This is a genomic window from Symbiopectobacterium purcellii (assembly GCF_019797845.1).
GTDB lineage: Bacteria > Pseudomonadota > Gammaproteobacteria > Enterobacterales > Enterobacteriaceae > Symbiopectobacterium > Symbiopectobacterium purcellii.
On sequence record NZ_CP081864.1, the window covers coordinates 966745 to 987861 of the forward strand.

Below are 21117 nucleotides of genomic sequence, written 5' to 3' on the forward strand. Positions count from 1 at the left end.
GTATACCCCATTGCCGATACCTGCATCATAGGTTCCACACCAGTTTGGACGTTCAGGTTATTCTGTCCAGTTATCCCGACCTTATCCCCGGTTTCTGTGGATAATCAACATCTAGTGTCTCGATGATCTGACCGGCGCACAACATGTAGTGTCTGCCCTCTGGCCATCGCCCCTGCCCATTCTGTGGCACAACGTTTTCCCAGACCAGAAGAGTCCGATACTGACGAAAAATTTTAGCCCGCACCACAGCCGATTGGAATTTACTATTTACACAGAGTTCTGCTTGTCAAACCGGAAATTTTTAATTAATAATACTGGATTGATGAACAGTTATTTAGATATCAATGAAAGCAGAACTCTTCGCACCGCTGACTGGCGTACCTCTAGCACTGCCCCTATTCGCTGACCTCTGTCCTGCCGGGTTCCCCTCGCCAGCTCAAGATTATATCGAGCGCCAACTGGACCTCAATGAGTATTGCATACTGCATCCAGCGGCCACGTTTTTTGTACGCGCCACCGGGGATTCGATGGCAGAAGCGGGCATACTCTCCGGTGATCTGCTGATTGTAGATAAAGCATTAATGCCTTCCCACGGCGATATCGTTATCGCGGCGGTTGAGGGCGAATTTACCGTCAAGCGACTCTGTACGACACCACGCCTGTGCCTACAACCGATGAATCCTGCCTATGCCCCCATTTTTGTGGACCCTGATGACTTAGACATCTTTGGCGTAGTGATACACGCCATTCACACATTGCGCTGAGGTGGCCATGTTTCTTCTTGCAGATGTCAACGCGATGTACGCCAGTGTCGAACAACTGTTTCGTCCTGATTTAAAAGGCAAGCCTGTTATTGTTCTCAGCAACAATGACGGTGCCATTGTTGCACTCAACCGCCAGGCTAAAACTCTCGGCATCAAACGTGGCTTACCTTTTTTCCAAGCTAAGCCCCTTATCGATCGCCACCAGGTGGCCTGCTTCAGTTCCAACTACGCGCTGTATGGCGAATTAAGCGCCCGTGTTATGGCGATTTTAGAATCGATGGCCCCAAAAATTTTCGTTTACTCCATTGACGAAGCCTTCTTGCAGATTGACGGTATCGAGGCCAGCGAACCGCTGGCACATTATGGCCATCGTGTACGTGCGACTGTATTGCAACAAACCGGCCTCACCTGCGGCATTGGTATCGCACAGACATTAACGCTCGCCAAGCTAGCCAATCATGCAGCCAAGACCTGGCCTGCGACTGGAGGTGTGGTCGATTTGAGTGACCGCGTTCGCCAGCGTAAGCTGATGGCGCTGCTACCGGTTGAGGAAGTGTGGGGAATTGGCCACCGGATCAGCGTCAAACTGAATGCCATGGGTGTCAAAACGGTGCTTCAACTGGCCGATGCCAATATTCATCTGATGAAAAAGGCTTTTGGCGTGGTTGTTGAGCGGACGGTACGTGAACTGAATGGTATTGCCTGCATCTCTGTCGAAGAACTACCAGCGAAGCAGCAGATCGTCTGGTCTGTAGTAGAGGGGTTTGAGGTCCACTCGTGTAAAAAACCACGTTAAGCAATTAACCACCTGAAAAATTTAGTTTTATGTGAGGAAAATCCAACGAAATGATAACTTACGCTAAGTGCATTTCTTGAACATATTTAGAGATAATAAAGAAGACAGGTTTTGTTTACTCTTTCAATTGGTGCCAGTATTGCCTAGAGGCGGCATATTTTGCTGAACGGTAAAAAATAGCAATGAATTCCTTTACTTAATCGAACAAGGGATGATGGTAATTTCAGTTCAGGCATAAAAACCTTATCTGTGATAGAATGCCCTTCCATGAGAAATTAATGATGAAATCAGAAGACACCCTCGACTGGTACCGGGGTTTGAGGTCCACTCGTGTAAAAAACCACGTTAAGCAATTAACCACCTGAAAAATTTAGTTTTATGTGAGGAAAATCCAACGAAATGATAACTTACGCTAAGTGCATTTCTTGAACATATTTAGAGATAATAAAGAAGACAGGTTTTGTTTACTCTTTCAATTGGTGCCAGTATTGCCTAGAGGCGGCATATTTTGCTGAACGGTAAAAAATAGCAATGAATTCCTTTACTTAATCGAACAAGGGATGATGGTAATTTCAGTTCAGGCATAAAAACCTTATCTGTGATAGAATGCCCTTCCATGAGAAATTAATGATGAAATCAGAAGACACCCTCGACTGGTACCGGGGTTTGAGGTCCACTCGTGTAAAAAACCACGTTAAGCAATTAACCACCTGAAAAATTTAGTTTTATGTGAGGAAAATCCAACGAAATGATAACTTACGCTAAGTGCATTTCTTGAACATATTTAGAGATAATAAAGAAGACAGGTTTTGTTTACTCTTTCAATTGGTGCCAGTATTGCCTAGAGGCGGCATATTTTGCTGAACGGTAAAAAATAGCAATGAATTCCTTTACTTAATCGAACAAGGGATGATGGTAATTTCAGTTCAGGCATAAAAACCTTATCTGTGATAGAATGCCCTTCCATGAGAAATTAATGATGAAATCAGAAGACACCCTCGACTGGTACCGGGGTTTGAGGTCCACTCGTGTAAAAAACCACGTTAAGCAATTAACCACCTGAAAAATTTAGTTTTATGTGAGGAAAATCCAACGAAATGATAACTTACGCTAAGTGCATTTCTTGAACATATTTAGAGATAATAAAGAAGACAGGTTTTGTTTACTCTTTCAATTGGTGCCAGTATTGCCTAGAGGCGGCATATTTTGCTGAACGGTAAAAAATAGCAATGAATTCCTTTACTTAATCGAACAAGGGATGATGGTAATTTCAGTTCAGGCATAAAAACCTTATCTGTGATAGAATGCCCTTCCATGAGAAATTAATGATGAAATCAGAAGACACCCTCGACTGGTACCCGGCTCAATTGCCTCCAGTGAAAATCATCCTTGGTGAAGCCGTGCTGGTTGTTGGTAAACAGGGCAGAGCGATTAATACCCGGACGCTGCTCGAATATCTGCAGGTGATGCAGAAAAAGCAAAAAAGAAGAGATAATAAAGTTGCGATGCAGACCGCAATTGATGTACTCAGAGACAATCAACGTATTAACGGCAGACTTTAATTGGTTCCAGGGTCAGCAGTGCGAAAGCTTACTCTAACCCATTATTTACCAGTCATTTACAGTGACTGGTTGGAATGAGATAAAGACTCTCAATATAATATAGCGCTAATGACAGACGGCTTAATGCTGCGTTCAAGTATAGTGAGAATGCCGCCATCTATATTCTCATCAAATTTCCTGGCAAATAAATTCTTACTATTTAATAGCATTTTCGAATCATTAGTCAAGAAATCACGAGGGCGCAACTTAATATCACTTGACTCAATCCAGTCAATTTCTCTTTTATCATCATAAATTATTCTGGATTTAAATGTAGTATTCATCAATACAGTCTGAAAAAAACTTTCATCTGCAATTAATGTATTGCGATAAAATTCTTTAAAAACTGCCAGTTCTGGACTATAGGTAATAAATTCGCAAAAATCCTTACTTAGTATCATCCACTGATTACCTATATATGGCGTAACCCCTGTCAAAAAATCTCTGTTAGATGTAGTAGATATTACCAACTCACCATCTATCTCCTCTACATAGTCTTTTATTCTGTGCATGGTTTCTGGTCTAATCAAATTTTGATTAACTACTTTTATAAATTCGCAGCAATCAAATGCACTAAGATACTCCATAATAAATTCCTGACTTTTTAATGGAAAATCCTGACCGCTTAGATTTATGAAATAGTCCCATGTTCCACCACTGGTTACAAGCTTTTCAATACCACGCAACTGGGCATCAACCAAACTATACCCTCCCCATATAGCTTCTTTGCTTTCTAATATTGATGCATTTTCATAATCACCCAAAAATAAATCTATTTCATCAAATATTTTTCTACCGGCACGTTTATCAATATGTATTATATAATAATTTTTTTCATGATAAATAGATTTAAATAATCTCTTGAATTGTTTCGGATAACGATGAATCAGCATGAAATATGCAATCATGTAGAACCCCCTCATAAATTAATCACAATGCACTCATGAAAATAACATATGCAATATTAATAATTAGAGTACGCTTGGTTAAATGGAAAAGAAATATTTAGCTTCAAATAGCACTCAACTATTGCTCATAAATATGCACATCATCTCTAATCTTCCCCACCCCGAAAATAATGCCCACAATGAGGACAGACCATCGTCATTTTTTTTCTTAATTTATGAGTATGCTGTTGAGCTATGCGAGAACATTTAGGACATGTGACATCTACTGATTTGTCACGAAACATCTTAAAGCTATCAAATATAGACATATCTTTTATCCAGCAGAGACGTTGGATCTCAGTGTACGCTTAAACATTCCGAATAGCTTACTATTTGTTCTCTTTAAGCCTTTTTAGGCGATAATAGGTAGCCTGGGAAATTCCAGTTTTCTCCATCACACCTTTACCTGGTATCTTCTGCTGGATAAGCTCCTGTGCCATTGCCGATTTTTGATGGGGCTTGCGACCAAATTTAATCCCCGCAGCCATGGCAGCTACCCGACCATCATTAGTTCGCTCCAAAATACGCTCTCGCTCTGCTTCTGCTACGGCCGCAAGTATCTGTATAACCATTTTACCCATAGTCCCTTCAGTACTGAGACCATTATCCAGAAAACGAATAGCGATCCCCTTTTTATAGCAAACGTCAACAATGTGGATCATGTCCGCTGTATTGCGGCCAAGCCGATCCATTTTTGTACAAATGATGATGTCGTCTTTTTCCGCACGGGCAAGCAACCGTTGTAGCCCTTCACGTTCGTCCGTGGCTCCCGACATCATGTCAGTAAAAATTCTGTCATCCCTGACACCTACAGATTTCAGCCCAGAGATCTGCAACGTCAGTTTCTGATGGCTGGTTGATACTCTTGCATATCCCAGTAATGCCATATTGGTCTCACAAATCGATATTAATACTGCATAGTATCATAAAGTATAAATCGCGATTTTTGATACTCATGTTTGAAGCCATTTTGAGCAGTCTCAAAATTTATAATATCTGATACCATCAAAAATATTATGGAATAATGAACGAAAAAGGGATTTGCGGATGAGTGTTGATTTTCTGACCGACAGCCAGGTCCAGAGCTATGGTTGTTATGCCGCCGAGCCAAATGAGGTTCAGCTGGCGAGGTATTTTCATCTTGATGAGTGCGATCTGGATTTCGTTAATCAGCGCCGGGGCAGACATAACCGCCTTGGAATTGCCCTTCAGCTCACCACCGCCCGTTTTCTGGGAACGTTTCTGCATGATCTCATGCAGATCCCTGACGGGGTACGATTCTATGTGGCAGCGCAATTAGGCATTCCCCGCCCGGAAATCCTTTCCCGTTACGCACAGAGGGATAATACACGCTGGGAACACCATGCCCTGATCAGGCAGCACTACGGCTATCATGATTTTGGTGATTTCCCCTGGACATTCAGGCTGAAACGTCTTCTGTATGTCCGCGTCTGGCTCAGCAATGAACGGCCCGGTCTGATGTTTGATTTTGCGACAGCATGGTTACTTCAGTACAAAGTGTTACTGCCAGCTGCCTCCACGCTGACAAGAATTATTGGTGAAATACGGGAGCGGGCAAATCGTCGCCTGTGGCGAAAACTGGCATCGCTGCCTGACAGCTGGCAGACAGCACAACTGGCGTGTTTACTTGAGGTCCCCGAGGGGCAGCGGGTGTCGGTTATGGAGCAGCTACGTAAAGGTCCTGTGGCGGTCAGCGGCCCGTCTTTTACAGAAGCGCTGGAACGCTATACCCGACTGAGAAACCTGGAGTTTTCACGGCTGAATTTCAGTGGCCTCCCGGCCATACAATTACGTAACCTGGCCCGCTACGCAGGAATGACGTCAGCCAAGTATATCGCCAGAATGCCTGAGGTGCGGCGGCTGGCGGTTCTGACCGCATTTGTTAAAGCGCAGGAAATATCCGCGCTGGATGACGCCGTCGATGTGCTTGATATGCTGATCCTGGACATCGCCCGCGAGGCGAAGAAAACGGGACAGAAAAAGCGGCTCAGGACGTTGAAAGATCTCGATCGGGCAGCACTGCTGCTGGCGCGGGCCTGTGCGCTTTTGCTTGATGAAAATACTGACGAAAGTACGTTGCGAAAGACCATATTCAAAAGCGTTCCGGTCGCCAGGCTTGCGGAGTCTGTTGATAAAGTTAACGAGCTGGCCCGTCCGCAGGACACGAATTTTCAGGATGAAATGGTGGAGCAGTACGGACGAGTAAAGCGTTTCCTTCCCGCGCTACTGCGCGACCTGCACTTTAGCTCTGCGCCCGACGGTGAGCATCCCCTGGCCGCAATCCATTACCTGGCAGAACTGATCGGCTCGAAAAAGCGCATCCTCGATGATGCGCCTGAGCATATCATCACTGGCCCCTGGAAACGCCTCGTATACGATGCGGAGGGCCGGATACAACGCGCTGGTTACTCACTGTGCCTGCTGGAGCGTCTTCAGGATGCCTTGCGGCGTCGTGATATCTGGCTGGAAAACAGCGAGCGCTGGGGCGATCCGCGTCAGAAGCTGCTTCATGGCAAAGAGTGGCAGGCTCAACGTGTCGCAGTCTGTCGTGCGCTGGGGCACCCCACCGATGGCAGAAAAGCCACGGAGCAGATGGCGAACCAGCTGGATGAGACCTGGAAAGCCGTGTCCGCACGCTTTCACAGCAATGATGCTGTAGGTATGTGCCATGAAGGCAAATATCCCTCCCTGACTATCGGCAGTCTGGAAAAACTCAATGAGCCATCCGCGCTGACACAACTCAGCAGCCGGGTGAAACAGCTCCTTCCCCCGGTGGATTTAACTGAGCTGTTGCTTGAAATCGACGCCAGAACTGGTTTTACCCGTGAGTTTACGCACGTCAGTGAATCTGAAGCGAGAGCAAAGGATCTTAACGTCAGCCTGTGTGCCGTATTGCTGGCTGAGGCCTGTAATATCGGGCATGAACCGCTGATAAAGCACAATATCCCGGCACTGACTCGCCACCGTCTCAGCTGGGTGAAACAGAATTACCTCCGGGCAGAAACGCTGGTCAGCGCTAATGCCCGGCTGGTTGATTTTCAGTCCACGCTGGAGCTTGCCAGCCACTGGGGCGGCGGCGAGGTAGCTTCAGCGGATGGTATGCGATTTGTCACCCCGGTGAAAACCGTCAATTCAGGCCCTAACAGAAAATACTTTGGTTCCGGACGCGGTATCACCTGGTACAACTTCGTTTCCGATCAGTATTCCGGATTCCACGGTATCGTTATCCCCGGGACGCTGAGGGATTCTATCTTTGTCCTGGAAGGGCTACTGGAACAACAGACCGGCCTGAATCCGGTAGAGATAATGACAGACACGGCCGGAGCCAGCGACATTATATTTGGCCTGTTCTGGCTACTGGGGTATCAGTTTTCGCCCCGGCTGGCGGATGCCGGTGAGGCCGTATTCTGGCGGATAGACAAAAATTCCCATTACGGTGTACTGGATGAACTGGCTCGGGGATGTGTGGCGCTGCCAAAGATTGAAAGCCACTGGGATGAAATGATGCGGGCGTCCGGCTCCCTCAAACTGGGCACGATCCATGCTTCGGAACTTATCCGTTCCCTGCTCAGGAGTACCCGCCCGTCAGGGCTGGCTCAGGCCATCATGGAGGTTGGACGAGTCAACAAGACGTTGTATCTGCTTAATTATATTGATGATGAGGATTATCGTCGTCGTATCCTGACCCAACTCAACCGGGGAGAGAGCCGTCATGCTGTAGCCAGAGCCATCTGTTATGGTCAGCGTGGAGAGATCAGAAAGCGCTACCGTGAAGGGCAGGAAGATCAGTTGGGTGCCCTTGGTCTGGTCACTAATGCAGTAGTACTGTGGAATTCTCTTTATATGCAGGAGGCGCTTTCACACCTTCGCTCAACAGGCGAGACGCCAGAGGATGAGCATATTGCCCGGCTTTCGCCACTGATGCACGGTCATATCAACATGCTGGGGCACTATACGTTTACCCTGCCGGAAGATATTTTGAAGGGAGAATTGAGGTCATTAAATTTCAATTTAAACAATGAATTATCTTCTTAACGTGGTTTTTTACACGATTGGACCTCAGACCCAGATGCCTGAATGCTGGTTGTGATGATTAAAAAATGAGCGCTGGATGCTTCAGGGCGAGCAAAATTCTCCGGCGTCAACCGGAGGGCAGGGAAGTTAATCAAACAAAATTGGGGGGGGCAAGGCGGCTATAATTGCCTCTGGCCATGATAGTACGTTCGCTAGTACGTCGCTGGACTTCATTAAATACGGCTAGCTTATCCGCCGGGAATCGACCATCTGCAATTTCTCGCGTCAATTCACGTTTAACCAATAGCTCAATATCTTTTCGACTGCGTTCCGCATCACGCTTTGCCCTGGCTCTTTTAAGCCCATGCTCGCGACGTTCGCGGTGATACTCACGGAATTTGCTTCGCACATAGCTGAAGGCGCGGTTAGCCAGCTCTTCTAAGTCAAGCCGCAGCAAACCCTTCTTCTCGCGTTGCTTATTCTGCCACTCGGCGCGACTGTTTCGCGCAGCTTCCAGAGACTGCATTGATACGTCTAAGGCTTCAAATAACGCGGGAGTGAACTGAATGTTCGACGGGGCATTACAGCCAAGTTCTGCCAAAAACTCAGTATCATAGGAGATCATGCCAAAATCCTTGTCTAAAGACTCTAACGCACGGGTAACACGGGTTATGGATAAATTTCCACGGTTAGATTCCGTAGCCAGATCGCATTCAATAGCGAGAGTTGTCACTGAACACTGGACACGTCCACGTTCACCGGCGAGAGGATCATAGTGAAAACACATCCCCTGGAGTAGGGCATTGATTGCTTTGCAGCGTAAAGGGGCTGGCTTGCGCTGGCGTTTACCTAATGAACGCGAAAATGCAACGTGCATAAGGAAGTCGAAACGCTCAGTGAATCCCTGTGCTTTGTCCATCAGTTTCCGACAAAACGGGAGTGTCCGTTTATCGTCAGGTTCGACAAATTTCGGATTAGGGTTTTTGACCTGTTTGTAATGACTAACAGACGTAATTGATTGTTCAGTCACGCCCGCCCGCACTTATGGCGGAGTAGGGGGGTTGTAAGTGATTATACATTTGCTATAATCCTTCTCAGGCCAGCGCCTGCTTTACGACCCCCTGATATCATTCGGCTCCGCCAAGATTCGAGATGATTTCGGGGGGTTCTTGCATTCAGGGGTTCGGCATTTGCCTATTCCCCCATCCCTAGACGCTATTACCGGGAACGTCCTACCCGTAACAATGCATAAGCCAGCCTAATCTAGCACGTTCAATTGTGACGATCAAACCGCGCTTACAATGAGATTCACCCTAACAATTTGTTCTATATGAACAAATCTCAATTTTCATTAGACTCATGAATCATAAATCTAAGGAAAATGTAGATTAAAAAACTGCCAAATCAGGCAGTCACATTAGTTAGCTTGAGACTTTTTACCTATCTCGGCCAGTTCTAAAAGTTTTCCAAATTCTTCTGCTGAAACACAGTAAAAGGCGGGGTAGTTACGGCTCATGATAGCCAGAGCGCCTTTGCCAGAATTGACACACTCAACCGGGTTTTTCCTGAATTCAGTGATGCTGATAACCCTGCCGCTATGGATTACTTGAGTCATGTGTAAATTCCTCTAATCACAACCTTTGAACCAATCATAGGCACAAAATCATACGTGATCAAGTACAAATAAAAGTACGTGATCTGTACGCAGGAAAGTACACGATCTCGATCACAAAAAAATCAAGTCGATGCCTGGCTTCAGAACTAGGGCCTGTTGACAATCATCGCCAAGAACCTGTTTTTTTGTAAAAGAATCTGTTTACATTCTGTCTTTTTTGGAAAAGCAGAATGCCAAGATTGATGCTCAGTGATGACCAATACGAACGGATTAGCCCGTTTTTGCCGGGAAAGGATTCGGAGCCGGGACGAACAGCAGCAGATAATCGGCTTTTTGTCGAAGCGGTTTTATGGATCGCCCGAACTGGAAGCCCATGGAGAGATTTACCACCCGATTTCGGACTCTGGAACTGTGTGTACAAACGCTTTGCCAGATGGTCACGGGCAGAAATATGGCATTCCGTTTTTGCTGAACTTGCGGGCGATGCCGATTTCGAGGAAATCTTCATCGACAGCACTATCGTACGGGTTCATCAGCATGCAGCGGGCGCTCCCAAAAAAACGGTGACCAGTCGATTGGTCGTTCTCGCGGGGGATTGACAACCAAGATTCACGCTCTGGTTGATGGGCTGGGCATGCTTGCCCGTTTTAGTTTGACTGGTGGTCAAAAGAGCGACACCAGAGAAGCATTGCCTTTACTTGGTGAATTGAAACCTTCAAGCTTGGCTGCAGACAAAGCCTACGATACGAATGTGATTCTACAATATCTGGAGTCGGTAGGCATTCAGGCTGTCATCCCCAGCAAAGAGAATCGCCGTGAGCAACGCCCACTGGACAAACATCTTTACGCTTCACGCAATTTGATCGAACGTTTCTTTTGCCGTATCAAGCAATTTCGACGCGTAGCTACACGCTTCGACAAACTCTCAAAACGCTTCGCATCATTCGTTGCGCTCGCTGCTGCATTCGTCTGGCTGTGTTAATTGTCAACAGCCCCTAGGATATTTTCTTATAAGAAATATCTCAAATATTGCCGCTTCACCGACAATTACACGCAATAGGGTGTGTCAATCCGTCATAATACCGCTTTGGACAGACTTCTCCCCGCGGCCTGTTTCCCTAGACCAGACTTTCCCTGTCATGTGACGGTTCAAGTCTCGCAACAACATTGATGGTTTACGAGAAGCAAAGATGTATCTGAGACGTGTGATATTTACCCTTTTCCCTTTTCTGTTTTCACTTCCTTCCCTCGCTGCCTCAACGGATTTCCCCGTGGACATGTCGAAGGGGACTGTGCAGAGCAGTGGCCAGGGCAGTTGGTGGCAAAAAGCCAAATTTAATCTATCAGAAACCTGGTCGAACTCGTCAAGTCAGGAACTGTATATCCCGGCTATCACCTGGCATAACCGCTGGACTTACGACAAAGAGAAAACCGACAAGTACAATGAACGCCCTTGGGGCGCGGGCTATGGTGTGTCGCGGCTGGATGCCGACGGTGATTGGCATGGCCTCTATCTGATGGCGTTCAAAGACTCCTTTAACAAATGGGAGCCGATCGGCGGTTATGGCTTTGAGAAACGCTGGACGCCGACCACCAACCCGGATTTTCAATTGGGTGCTGGCTTCACCGCTGGCGTCACCATGCGGGACAACTGGCACTATGTCCCGATCCCGGTGTTATTGCCGCTGGTTTCGGTGAACTATCAGCGTCTTTCATTTCAGGCGACTTACATTCCAGGTACCTACAACAACGGCAACGTCTTTTTTGCCTGGCTGCGCTGGCAAATCTGATTGTTCGTATATAAACCAAATGTAAACCAAATGTAAACCGCATTGGTCGAGGATTATGCAGCCAATGCGGTACAATGGTGCCTTATCGTTTTTTGCTAGGGTGTCAGCGTGTTACTACTGGTCATTACCACCATTCTGTGGGCATTTTCATTTAGCCTGATTGGCGAATTTCTGGCGGGGCAGGTCGATAGCTGGTTCTCTGCCATGTTTCGTTTAGTGCTGGCCGCCGTGGTTTTTCTGCCGTTCCTGCGTTGGCGTGGTTATTCAGCCAAGGTATTGGGACTGTATTTGCTGATTGGCGTGATCCAACTCGGCGTGATGTACCTGCTGCTGTTCCGTAGTTATCTCTATCTCGATGTTCCGACCCTGCTGCTGTTTTCGGTGATGACGCCGCTGTACGTCACATTGATTTACGATGTGATTAGCGGACGGCGCTTGCGCTGGGGCTATGCCTTTAGCGCGTTGCTGGCGGTATTGGGGGCCGTAGTCATCCACTATCATGGCGTCAGCGCGCATTTTTGGCATGGTTTTCTGCTGATTCAGGCTGCCAATATTTGCTTCGCCGCAGGGCAAGTGGGCTATAAACGCCTGATGGAACTGCACCCAATGCCGCAGCACAGTGCGTTTTCCTGGTTTTATCTGGGAGCGGGATTGGTGACGCTGGTGGCGTGGGGACTGTTTGGCAACCTCACCAAGCTACCCACTGCCCCGATACAGTGGGGCGTGTTGGTTTTCCTGGGCGCGATTGTCTCCGGCCTGGGCTATTTCATGTGGAACTACGGTGCTACCAAGGTGGATGCGGGTACGCTGAGCATCATGAACAACTTTCACGTCCCTGCCGGACTGCTGGTTAACTTCCTCTTCTGGCAAAAGACGCCCGACTGGGGGCGCTTCGCTCTGGGTTCGCTGATTATCCTTGCGGCTTTGTGGGTACACCAGCGCAGGGTCGTGCAGCATCCCGCACGAACGGCAGATGCGAACACGCGTGCTGGCGGGCAGAACGAATAAAGGCTTCAAGCACCGGCTGGCGCTGCTCTCCATCGCGTACCGCAGCGTACAGTCGGCTCCACAGCCCCTCGCCCAGCGTTTTGGTCACCACCAATCCCTGACGTTCAAAACTTTCCACTACCCAGTGTGGCAGCGCGGCAATTCCCATGCGTGCCGCCACCATCTGAATCAGCAACAGGGTGTTATCCACGCTCTTTAGCGTTGGGCTGACGCCTGCCGGTTGCAGGAAATGACGCCAGATGTCCAGGCGCTGGCGCTGAACCGGATAGATCATCAGGATCTCACTGGCGAGATCCTCCGGTGAGACAGTCTCTTTATTCGCTAATGCATGGTCCGGCGCCAGCACCAATCTCACTTCAAAATCAAACATCGGTGAATAGTGCAATCCACTGCGCGGCAAAATGTCCGATGTCATCACCAGGTCCAGCTCTCCCTGTTGCAGTGCCGGTTGGGGATCAAAGGTGACACCGGATTTGAAATCCATGTTCACCTGTGGCCATTGGCTGTGGAAATGCTCCAGCGCGGGCGTCAGCCACTGAATACAGCTATGGCACTCAATCGCCAGACGCAGCGTGGTCTGATGCGGTTCGTTGCATGCCTGCAATGCCTGTTGAATCTGGGGCAACACCTGATCGGCCAATTGCAGCAGGATTTCCCCCTGAGGGGTAAAGCGCAGCGGTTGGCTCTTACGGACAAACAGCCGAAAACCCAGACGCTGCTCCAGCTCACTGAACTGGTGGGAAAGCGCCGATTGCGTCTGGTGAAGCTGCGCGGCGGCGGCGGCCAGCGAGCCTGTGCCGCGTAATGCTTGCAGTGTCCGTAAGTGTTTCAGTTCGATCATGAGAGTCCTTCACAATGACAGTGAATAATTTGCGCTTGTGCATTATACAGTACCTGTTGATTATGGATGTGTAAACATCTGGACGGCTAAATGAGGATCAACGATGGCAATTTTAAATCACACACTGGGTTTTCCGCGCGTCGGACTGCGCCGTGAACTGAAAAAAGCGCAAGAAGGCTATTGGGCAGGCAACCTTACTCAGGCTGAACTGCTGGAAGTGGGCAAATCGCTGCGGGCACGTCACTGGCAACAGCAGAAAGAGGCGGGCGTTGACCTGCTGCCGGTGGGTGATTTTGCCTGGTACGATCACGTGCTGACCACCAGCCTGCTGCTGGGGAACGTGCCTGCGCGTCACCAAAATGCCGATGGCAAGGTTGATATCGATACGCTGTTCCGCATTGGTCGTGGCCGTGCGCCGACGGGCGAACCGGCGGCCGCCGCAGAGATGACCAAATGGTTTAACACCAACTACCACTACATGGTGCCTGAATTCACTCAGGGACAGCGTTTTTCCCTGACCTGGACCCAACTGCTCGACGAAGTGGACGAAGCGCTGGCGCTGGGCCACAAGGTCAAACCTGTGCTGCTGGGGCCGGTGACCTACCTGTGGCTGGGTAAAGTGAAGGGTGATGCGTTCGATCGTCTCTCCCTGCTGAAAGACATTCTGCCCGTGTATCAACAGGTGCTGGCAGAGCTGGCAAAACGGGGTATCGAGTGGGTACAGATCGATGAACCTGCACTGGTGCTGGAACTGCCGCAAGCGTGGCTGGATGCCTTTAAACCGGCTTACGATGCGTTGCAGGGCTCAGTCAAACTGCTGCTGACCACTTATTTTGACAGCATCGGCCATAACCTGGATACCCTCCGTGCGCTGCCGGTACAAGGGCTGCATGTGGATCTGGTGCACGGCAAAGATGATGCCGCTGCGCTGCTGGCGCAACTGCCGGCTGATTGGCTGGTGTCACTGGGTGTGATTAACGGCCGTAACGTGTGGCGTGCGGATCTCAGCACCTGGTTTGAACGCCTGCAACCGCTGGTGGGGCAGCGTCAGCTGTGGATCGGTTCTTCCTGTTCTCTGCTGCACAGCCCGATCGATCTGAGCGTGGAAACGCGTCTGGATGACGAAGTGAAAAGCTGGTTCGCCTTCGCCTTGCAGAAGTGTGCTGAACTGTCACTGCTGACGGCGGCGCTGAACAGCGGCGAGAGTGCTGCTCTGGTGGAATACAGCGCACCGATTCGGGCGCGTAGCACCTCAACGCGCGTTAACAATGCGGCAGTGACTCAGCGTCTGGCGGCGATCACCGCGCAGGACAGCCAGCGTCAACACGCCTATCCGGTACGCGCCGAGGCACAGCGTGCACGTTTCAACCTGCCCGACTGGCCGACGACCACCATTGGTTCATTCCCGCAAACCACGGAAATTCGTGGCCTGCGTCTGGACTTCAAGCAAGGCCGCCTTGATGGCAACAACTACCGCACGGGCATCGCTGAGCATATCAAACAGGCGATTGTCGAGCAGGAGCGTCTGGGGCTGGATGTGCTGGTGCACGGTGAAGCAGAACGTAACGACATGGTCGAGTACTTTGGTGAACACCTGGACGGCTTTATCTTCACTCAAAACGGGTGGGTACAGAGCTACGGTTCACGCTGCGTGAAGCCGCCGGTGATCATCGGTGATATCAGCCGCCCAGAACCGATCACGGTCGAGTGGGCCAAGTATGCTCAATCCCTGACCGACAAGCCGGTAAAAGGCATGTTGACCGGGCCGGTGACCATCCTGTGCTGGTCGTTCCCACGCGAAGATGTCAGCCGCGAAACTATCGCCAAGCAGATCGCACTGGCACTGCGTGATGAAGTGGCGGATTTGGAAAGTGCAGGCATCGGTATTATCCAGATTGATGAACCGGCACTGCGCGAAGGGTTGCCGCTGCGCCGTTCTGACTGGCAGGCTTATCTGGCATGGGGCGTTGAGGCATTCCGTCTGAATGCGGCGGTGGTACGAGATGATACCCAGATTCACACTCACATGTGTTACTGCGAGTTTAACGACATCATGGACTCCATTGCGGCACTGGATGCGGATGTGATCACCATTGAAACCTCGCGTTCCGACATGGAGTTGCTGGAATCGTTCGAAGAGTTCGAGTACCCGAATGAAATCGGGCCGGGCGTGTACGATATCCACTCACCGAACGTTCCAAGCGTGGAATGGATCGAAGCGCTGTTGCGTAAAGCATCACAGCGTATTCCCGCCGAGCGCCTGTGGGTCAACCCGGACTGCGGCCTGAAAACGCGCGGCTGGCCGGAAACGCGTCAATCACTGGCTAACATGGTCGAAGCGGCACAGCGCTTACGCACAACCAACGCTTAACCGCACCAGATTGGTACCAAACGCAGGGCGTTTCTCCCTGCGTTTTTTTTGCCTATTTCACACCATACTGCGCAAACCACGCCAGCATACGCTGCCAGCCATCCTGAGCGGACGCTTGATGATAGCTGGGGCGATAATCTGCATGGAAAGCGTGTCCCGCCTCGGGATACACCACAATCTCGGCCGTGGCGTTGGCAGCGCGTAGCGCCTGTCGCATCAGCTCGACCTGATCGAGCGGGATACTGCCATCTTCTGCGCCGTACAAACCGAGCACCGGCGCACTGAGGTCGGCGGCGATATCCATGGGGTGTTTCGGTGTGGTCAGGGTTTTGTTACCGGAAAATTTGCCGTACCAGGCAACTGCGGCTTTCAACTGCGGATTGTGCGCCGCATACAGCCAACTGATGCGTCCGCCCCAACAGAAACCGGTAATGCCAATTTTGTTGGCATCGCCACCCTGTCGCACGGCCCAGTTGGTTGCGCGATCGAGATCCAACAGCACCTGTGCATCCGGCACCTTGCTGACCAATTCGCTCAGCAACGTTGGGATATCATCATACTGATGCGGATCGCCCTGACGGAAATACAGTTCTGGCGCGATGGCCAGATAACCCTGTTTAGCCAGCCGACGGCAGACATCCTGAATATGCTGATGCACCCCAAAAATTTCCTGAACCACCAGAATAATGAGGTAAGGTCCGTCACCGGATACCGGCTTGGCGAGGTAGGCGGGAAGCTGTTCGCCTTGAGACGGAATGGTGGTCTCACCCGCGATAATCCCTTGGCTGTCTGTGAGGATCGTCGACTCGGCATGGGGCGTAACGGCACGGGTCATCGCCCGATCGGTATGTCGGAGTTCCAGCGGTTCGGCCACTTTCATGATGGTTTTTCTCCTCTTGAGCCTAAAAGGGATTATTGGTGTGACAACGCGCAATTTATAAGTGTATACCACTGTATTGGTTTCTTTTGGTAGTGAGATATATCACTGCTGTTAGGGTACTGATGCGCTAGGATAATAAACGGTACTATCTTGCCCATGATGAGGAGACGAGTATGTCTGAATCTGATGTGTTCCACCTGGGGTTAACCAAACAGGCGCTGCAAGGGGCGACGTTAGCCATTGTGCCCGGCGATCCGGCGCGGGTCGAAAAAATTGCGCGTGAGCTGGATAACCCTGTGTTTCTGGCCGCACACCGTGAATTTACCACCTGGCGTGCTACGCTTGCAGGGCAACCGGTGGTTATCTGTTCCACGGGCATTGGCGGCCCTTCGACCTCCATCGCGGTGGAAGAGCTGGCACAATTAGGCGTCAGAACCTTTCTGCGCGTGGGCACCACCGGGGCTATCCAGCCTGATATGAATGTGGGGGACGTGCTGGTGACGACGGCGGCTGTGCGTTTGGACGGTGCCAGCCTGCACTTTGCGCCACTGGAGTACCCGGCAGTGGCGGATTTTGCCTGCACCGCCGCGCTGGTGGATGCCGCGAAGGCCTCCGGTTTCCCACTGCATATTGGCGTGACCGCCTCTTCGGATACGTTTTACCCGGGCCAAGAGCGCTACGATACCTACTCTGGGCGCGTTGTGCGGCGTTTTCAAGGCTCGATGCAAGAGTGGCAAAGCATGGGCGTGCTGAATTATGAAATGGAATCGGCCACGCTGCTTACCATGTGTTCCAGTCAGGGATTGCGGGCGGGTATGGTCGCAGGCGTGATCGTCAACCGTACCCAGCAGGAAACGCCGGATGTCGCGACGATGAAGCTGGCGGAAACCGCTGCCGTTACGGTGGTGCTGGATGCAGCACGCCGGTTATTGAGTGCCTGAGTTTTCCGCCACGTATTGCAAGGAGTTGTATGACAATATCAGCACCACGCCATCCTTCTTTGGTTGCGTTAGAATGCGGCATCAATTTCCGTGATTTAGGGGGATTGTATACCGCAGATGGGCAACGTATTCGCCCACGCAAACTGTTCCGTGCAGGCTCGTTGGATCAACTCAGTGTGGCTGACTGTGAGCACCTGGCCGGTGTTCCCGTATCGCACGTGGTTGACTATCGTGACCCGGATGAAGTGACGGCCAAGCCCGATATTCTGTGGGAAGGCGCGCATTATCACACGTGCCCCGCCAACCCGATTCGCCACGAGGTCACGGCCAATCTGGAGTCGTTGGGATCAGATCAGCTTTCTGCGTTTGACTCACAAGCCTTTATGCTGGAGCTCTATCGGCGTTTGCCTTTCAACAATCCTGCCTATCGTCAACTGGTTGCTCTGTTGCAGAGACCAGAAGAAGGGGCACTGGTGCAGCATTGCGCTGTCGGCAAAGATCGTACCGGTATCGGCTCCGCTCTGGTGTTGTTTGCGCTCGGTGTGGATGAAAAGACGGTGATGGAAGATTATCTGGTTACGGACATCACCCTTGCGCCTTTTCGCGAGCAACTGCTGACATCGCTGGCTGATACGCTGAATGAGAAAGCGCTGTCGCAATTCTCCTTTGTGCTCTCGGTTCAGGAAGCCTTTCTGGCGACCGCCCTGCGAACTATCAAAGCGCGCTATGGTTCTATAAACCGTTGGCTGGCGACGGACTATGGGCTGGATGATGACGCGCGCTACCAGTTGCAGCGTAAGTATCTGGTTGACTAGGTAGGTAAAGCAAGATGATATCCCGCCTCAGTGCGAGGCGGGAAGATAATGCGCGTTGCGGTTAGCCTGTGTTACGCATACCGGCGGCTACGCCGGCAATGGTGACCATCAGCGCCAGTTCCACTTCTGGGCTGGGGTTCTCCTGTTCACGCGAACGGTGTAACAGTTCGGCTTGCAGCACGTTTAACGGGTCGGTATAAACGTTACGCAGCGCGATAGATTCAGCAATCCACGGCAAATCTGCCATCAGATGATCATCGTTGGAAATCCGCAGCACCACGTTGATATCTGCCGCCAACTGGTCGCGCAGCTCTTTGCCCAACGGCCACAGCTTTTCGTCAACCAGACGCTGATCGTAGTATTCCGCCAGCCACAGGTCCGCTTTGGCGAACACCATTTCCAGCATCCCGATACGCGTGGAGAAGAACGGCCAGTCGCGGCACATGGTTTCCAGCGCTTTCTGCTGACCGTTTTCGACGATCTTTTGCAACGCAGCGCCCGCACCCAACCAGGCTGGCAGCATCAGGCGGTTTTGCGTCCAGGCAAAAATCCACGGAATGGCGCGCAGGCTTTCTACACCACCGTTAGGACGGCGTTTGGCCGGACGTGAGCCGAGCGGCAGTTTACCCAGTTCCAGCTCCGGCGTTGCGGCGTGGAAGTAGGGCACAAAGTCCTGATTTTCACGCACATAACCGCGATACATATCGCAAGACACGCGAGAAAGTTCATCCATGATGTCGTGCCATTCCGGTTTCGGTTCTGGCGGCGGCAGCAGGTTGGCCTCAAGGATAGCACCGGTATAGAGCGACAAACTGCTGATGGTCACTTCCGGTAAGCCGAACTTGAAGCGGATCATTTCGCCCTGTTCGGTGACGCGCAGGCCGCCTTTCAGGCTACCCGGCGGTTGTGACAGCAGGGCGGCGTGAGCCGGTGCGCCACCGCGGCCGATGGAGCCACCGCGTCCGTGGAACAACGTAAGCGCAATGCCGGCTTTCTCGCAGGTTTTGATCAGGGCATCCTGTGCGCGGTATTGCGCCCAGGATGCCGCCATCACGCCCGCATCTTTGGCGGAGTCGGAATAGCCGATCATCACCATCTGCTTGCCCTGGATGAAGCCACGATACCAGTCGATACCCAGCAGTTGCTTCATCACATCGTCGGCGTTGTTCAGGTCATCCAGCGTTTCAAACAGCGGAGCAACCGGCAAGGCGAAGGGGCAGCCCGCTTCTTTTAACAGCAGATGCACGGCCAGCACGTCGGACGGCGTGCGCGCCATGGAGATAACGTACGCGGCGATAGAGCCCTGCGGCGCTTCGGCGATCACCTGGCAAGTATCCAGCACTTCCTTGGTTTCTGCGCTCGGTTCCCACTGACGGGGCAACAGCGGACGTTTGGAACTTAATTCTCGAATCAGGAACGCCTGCTTGTCGGATTCAGACCAGCTTTCGTAGTCGCCCAGACCAAGGTAGCGGGTGATTTCCGCCAGCGCTTCGGTGTGACGTGTGCTTTCCTGACGCGCATCAATGCGCACCAACGGCACGCCGAAACAGCGCACGCGGCGCAGGGTATCGAGCAGTTGGCCGTCAGCGATAATGCCCATGCCACAGGCATGCAGCGATTGGTAGCACGCGTGCAGCGGTTCCCACAGCTGTTCGTTGTGTTCCAGCAGGTCGTGTGGACGCAGCGTGCGCTCGCCTTTCAGGCTGCCCTCAAGGTAAGTCAGGGTCGCGTTAAGCTGCGCACGCAGGGATTTCATAATAACACGGTAGGGTTCCTGAACCTCTTCCCCTTCTGCGATACCGGCGCGCTCACGCAGCTCCGGTGTGCATTCCGACATGGAAAGCTCGGAGACCAGCACCTGAATATCACGTAAAAACAGGTCTGCGGCTTTCCAACGGCTTAGCAGCAGGACGTGACGGGTGATTTTGGCGGTCACGTTCGGGTTGCCATCGCGGTCGCCGCCCATCCAGGAGGTGAAGCGCACGGGGACAGAATCCACTGGCAGGCGGAAACCAAACGATTTTTCCAACTGCTCATCCAGCTCGCGCAAGAAGGCTGGAACCCCTTCCCACAGGCTGTTTTCCACCACGGCGAAACCCCATTTGGCTTCGTCTACGGGCGTTGGGCGGATCTTACGGATCTCATCCGTATGCCACGACTGGGCGATCAACTGACGCAGGCGGCGCATGATCTGGTTGCGCTCATAGTCTGCCAGATCGTTGTGATCGAGCTGTTTCAGGCAGGTGTTTACTTCAACCAGCTTATGAATCAGCGTGCGACGGGTAATTTCTGTCGGGTGCGCGGTCAGCACCAATTCAATGGAGAGCGTTTCCACGGCGTCACGAATATCGCGTTCGCTTAAGTGTGCCTGCGCCTTCAAACGATCGAACGCCTGAGATAAAATTTCCGGGTTGCTGGCCGCTTCGCCGTGTGGAGAAATTGAGTGATATTGCTCTGCGGTGTTGGTCAGATTAAGAAACTGGCTGAAGGCGCGAGCGACCGGGAGCAACTCCTCATTGGAAAGATTTTGCAGCGTGTTCAACAGCTCCTGACGGTGCTTTTCATTGCCTGCGCGGGACGATTTTGACAGCTTACGGATCGTCTCGACCTTATCAAGAATACTCTCTCCTAATGCATCCTTGATGGTGTCACCAAGAAGTTTACCCAGCATGCTCACATTACTTCGCATCGCGGAATATTGTTCGTTCATATT

16 protein-coding genes and 2 pseudogenes are annotated in these 21117 nt (G+C 51.1%); 10 read left to right on the forward strand and 8 right to left on the reverse strand.

Annotated elements, in window-relative coordinates; translation table 11 throughout:
- Positions 1 to 344: 344 nt before the first annotated feature.
- The 3 genes and pseudogenes from umuD to K6K13_RS04620 all read left to right on the forward strand — a co-directional run bounded on the left by umuD (position 345) and on the right by K6K13_RS04620 (position 3122).
- Positions 345 to 764 (forward strand): translesion error-prone DNA polymerase V autoproteolytic subunit, encoded by a 420-nt coding sequence (gene umuD / locus K6K13_RS04610; protein ID WP_222159739.1) that lies wholly within the window; start codon positions 345 to 347, stop codon positions 762 to 764.
- Positions 765 to 771: 7 nt separating this feature from the next.
- Positions 772 to 1515: pseudogene (locus tag K6K13_RS04615) on the forward strand (Y-family DNA polymerase); the annotation flags it as partial.
- A gap of 1373 nt (positions 1516 to 2888) precedes the next feature.
- Positions 2889 to 3122 (forward strand): YnaE/YdfK family cold shock protein, encoded by a 234-nt coding sequence (locus K6K13_RS04620; protein WP_222160961.1) that lies wholly within the window; start codon positions 2889 to 2891, stop codon positions 3120 to 3122.
- Between the two features lie 89 nt (positions 3123 to 3211).
- Here the strand turns inward: K6K13_RS04620 and K6K13_RS04625 are convergent, their stop codons facing one another.
- From K6K13_RS04625 to K6K13_RS04635, 3 genes are all read right to left on the reverse strand, one after another.
- On the reverse strand, positions 3212 to 4069 hold the full coding sequence (locus K6K13_RS04625; RefSeq protein WP_222159715.1) for a beta-1,6-N-acetylglucosaminyltransferase: 858 nt from the start codon (positions 4067 to 4069) through the stop codon (positions 3212 to 3214).
- A gap of 146 nt (positions 4070 to 4215) precedes the next feature.
- Positions 4216 to 4377 carry a YnfU family zinc-binding protein gene (locus tag K6K13_RS04630; RefSeq protein WP_222159714.1) on the reverse strand — a complete coding sequence of 54 codons (162 nt, stop codon included), beginning with the start codon at positions 4375 to 4377 and terminating at the stop codon, positions 4216 to 4218.
- Between the two features lie 60 nt (positions 4378 to 4437).
- A complete protein-coding gene (locus K6K13_RS04635; protein WP_222159713.1) occupies positions 4438 to 4995 on the reverse strand; it encodes a recombinase family protein in 558 nt (185 codons plus the stop codon).
- Between the two features lie 160 nt (positions 4996 to 5155).
- On the opposite strand from K6K13_RS04635, the gene K6K13_RS04640 reads away from it, so the two are divergent.
- Entirely contained in the window at positions 5156 to 8164 is a 3009-nt protein-coding gene (locus K6K13_RS04640) for a Tn3 family transposase (protein ID WP_222159712.1), read from the forward strand.
- A gap of 130 nt (positions 8165 to 8294) precedes the next feature.
- On the opposite strand, the gene repA is transcribed toward K6K13_RS04640, so the two are convergent.
- Together repA and K6K13_RS04650 are read right to left on the reverse strand one after the other, a co-directional pair.
- Positions 8295 to 9185, reverse strand: coding sequence for a plasmid replication initiator RepA (gene repA / locus K6K13_RS04645; protein ID WP_222159741.1), 891 nt, complete (start codon positions 9183 to 9185; stop codon positions 8295 to 8297).
- Between the two features lie 375 nt (positions 9186 to 9560).
- A complete protein-coding gene (locus tag K6K13_RS04650) occupies positions 9561 to 9758 on the reverse strand; it encodes a type II toxin-antitoxin system Phd/YefM family antitoxin (protein WP_222159742.1) in 198 nt (65 codons plus the stop codon).
- Between the two features lie 242 nt (positions 9759 to 10000).
- On the opposite strand from K6K13_RS04650, the pseudogene K6K13_RS04655 reads away from it, so the two are divergent.
- From K6K13_RS04655 to K6K13_RS04665, 3 genes and pseudogenes are all read left to right on the forward strand, one after another.
- A pseudogene (locus K6K13_RS04655) lies at positions 10001 to 10740 on the forward strand (IS5 family transposase).
- 208 nt (positions 10741 to 10948) lie between these two features.
- Positions 10949 to 11548, forward strand: a complete 600-nt coding sequence (pagP, locus tag K6K13_RS04660; RefSeq protein ID WP_222159743.1) for a lipid IV(A) palmitoyltransferase PagP — start codon at positions 10949 to 10951, stop codon at positions 11546 to 11548.
- A gap of 108 nt (positions 11549 to 11656) precedes the next feature.
- The gene (locus K6K13_RS04665) at positions 11657 to 12556 is read left to right on the forward strand and encodes a carboxylate/amino acid/amine transporter (protein ID WP_222159744.1); all 900 of its coding nucleotides are present in this window, start codon (positions 11657 to 11659) and stop codon (positions 12554 to 12556) included.
- On the opposite strand, the gene metR is transcribed toward K6K13_RS04665, so the two are convergent.
- On the reverse strand, positions 12459 to 13397 hold the full coding sequence (metR, locus tag K6K13_RS04670; protein ID WP_222159745.1) for an HTH-type transcriptional regulator MetR: 939 nt from the start codon (positions 13395 to 13397) through the stop codon (positions 12459 to 12461). The genes K6K13_RS04665 and metR overlap by 98 nt on opposite strands.
- A gap of 103 nt (positions 13398 to 13500) precedes the next feature.
- On the opposite strand from metR, the gene metE reads away from it, so the two are divergent.
- Complete coding sequence (gene metE, locus K6K13_RS04675) at positions 13501 to 15768, forward strand: 5-methyltetrahydropteroyltriglutamate--homocysteine S-methyltransferase (RefSeq protein ID WP_222159746.1); 2268 nt, start codon at positions 13501 to 13503, stop codon at positions 15766 to 15768.
- Positions 15769 to 15820: 52 nt separating this feature from the next.
- Here metE and K6K13_RS04680 read toward each other — a convergent pair whose 3' ends face one another.
- On the reverse strand, positions 15821 to 16603 hold the full coding sequence (locus tag K6K13_RS04680) for a dienelactone hydrolase family protein (RefSeq protein WP_434064604.1): 783 nt from the start codon (positions 16601 to 16603) through the stop codon (positions 15821 to 15823).
- 218 nt (positions 16604 to 16821) lie between these two features.
- On the opposite strand from K6K13_RS04680, the gene udp reads away from it, so the two are divergent.
- Both udp and K6K13_RS04690 read left to right on the forward strand, forming a co-directional pair.
- Complete coding sequence (gene udp, locus K6K13_RS04685) at positions 16822 to 17589, forward strand: uridine phosphorylase (protein ID WP_222159748.1); 768 nt, start codon at positions 16822 to 16824, stop codon at positions 17587 to 17589.
- 29 nt (positions 17590 to 17618) lie between these two features.
- Positions 17619 to 18404 (forward strand): tyrosine-protein phosphatase, encoded by a 786-nt coding sequence (locus K6K13_RS04690; protein ID WP_222159749.1) that lies wholly within the window; start codon positions 17619 to 17621, stop codon positions 18402 to 18404.
- A 61-nt stretch (positions 18405 to 18465) separates the two neighbouring features.
- Here K6K13_RS04690 and ppc read toward each other — a convergent pair whose 3' ends face one another.
- Complete coding sequence (gene ppc / locus K6K13_RS04695) at positions 18466 to 21114, reverse strand: phosphoenolpyruvate carboxylase (protein WP_222159750.1); 2649 nt, start codon at positions 21112 to 21114, stop codon at positions 18466 to 18468.
- Positions 21115 to 21117: the final 3 nt, after the last annotated feature.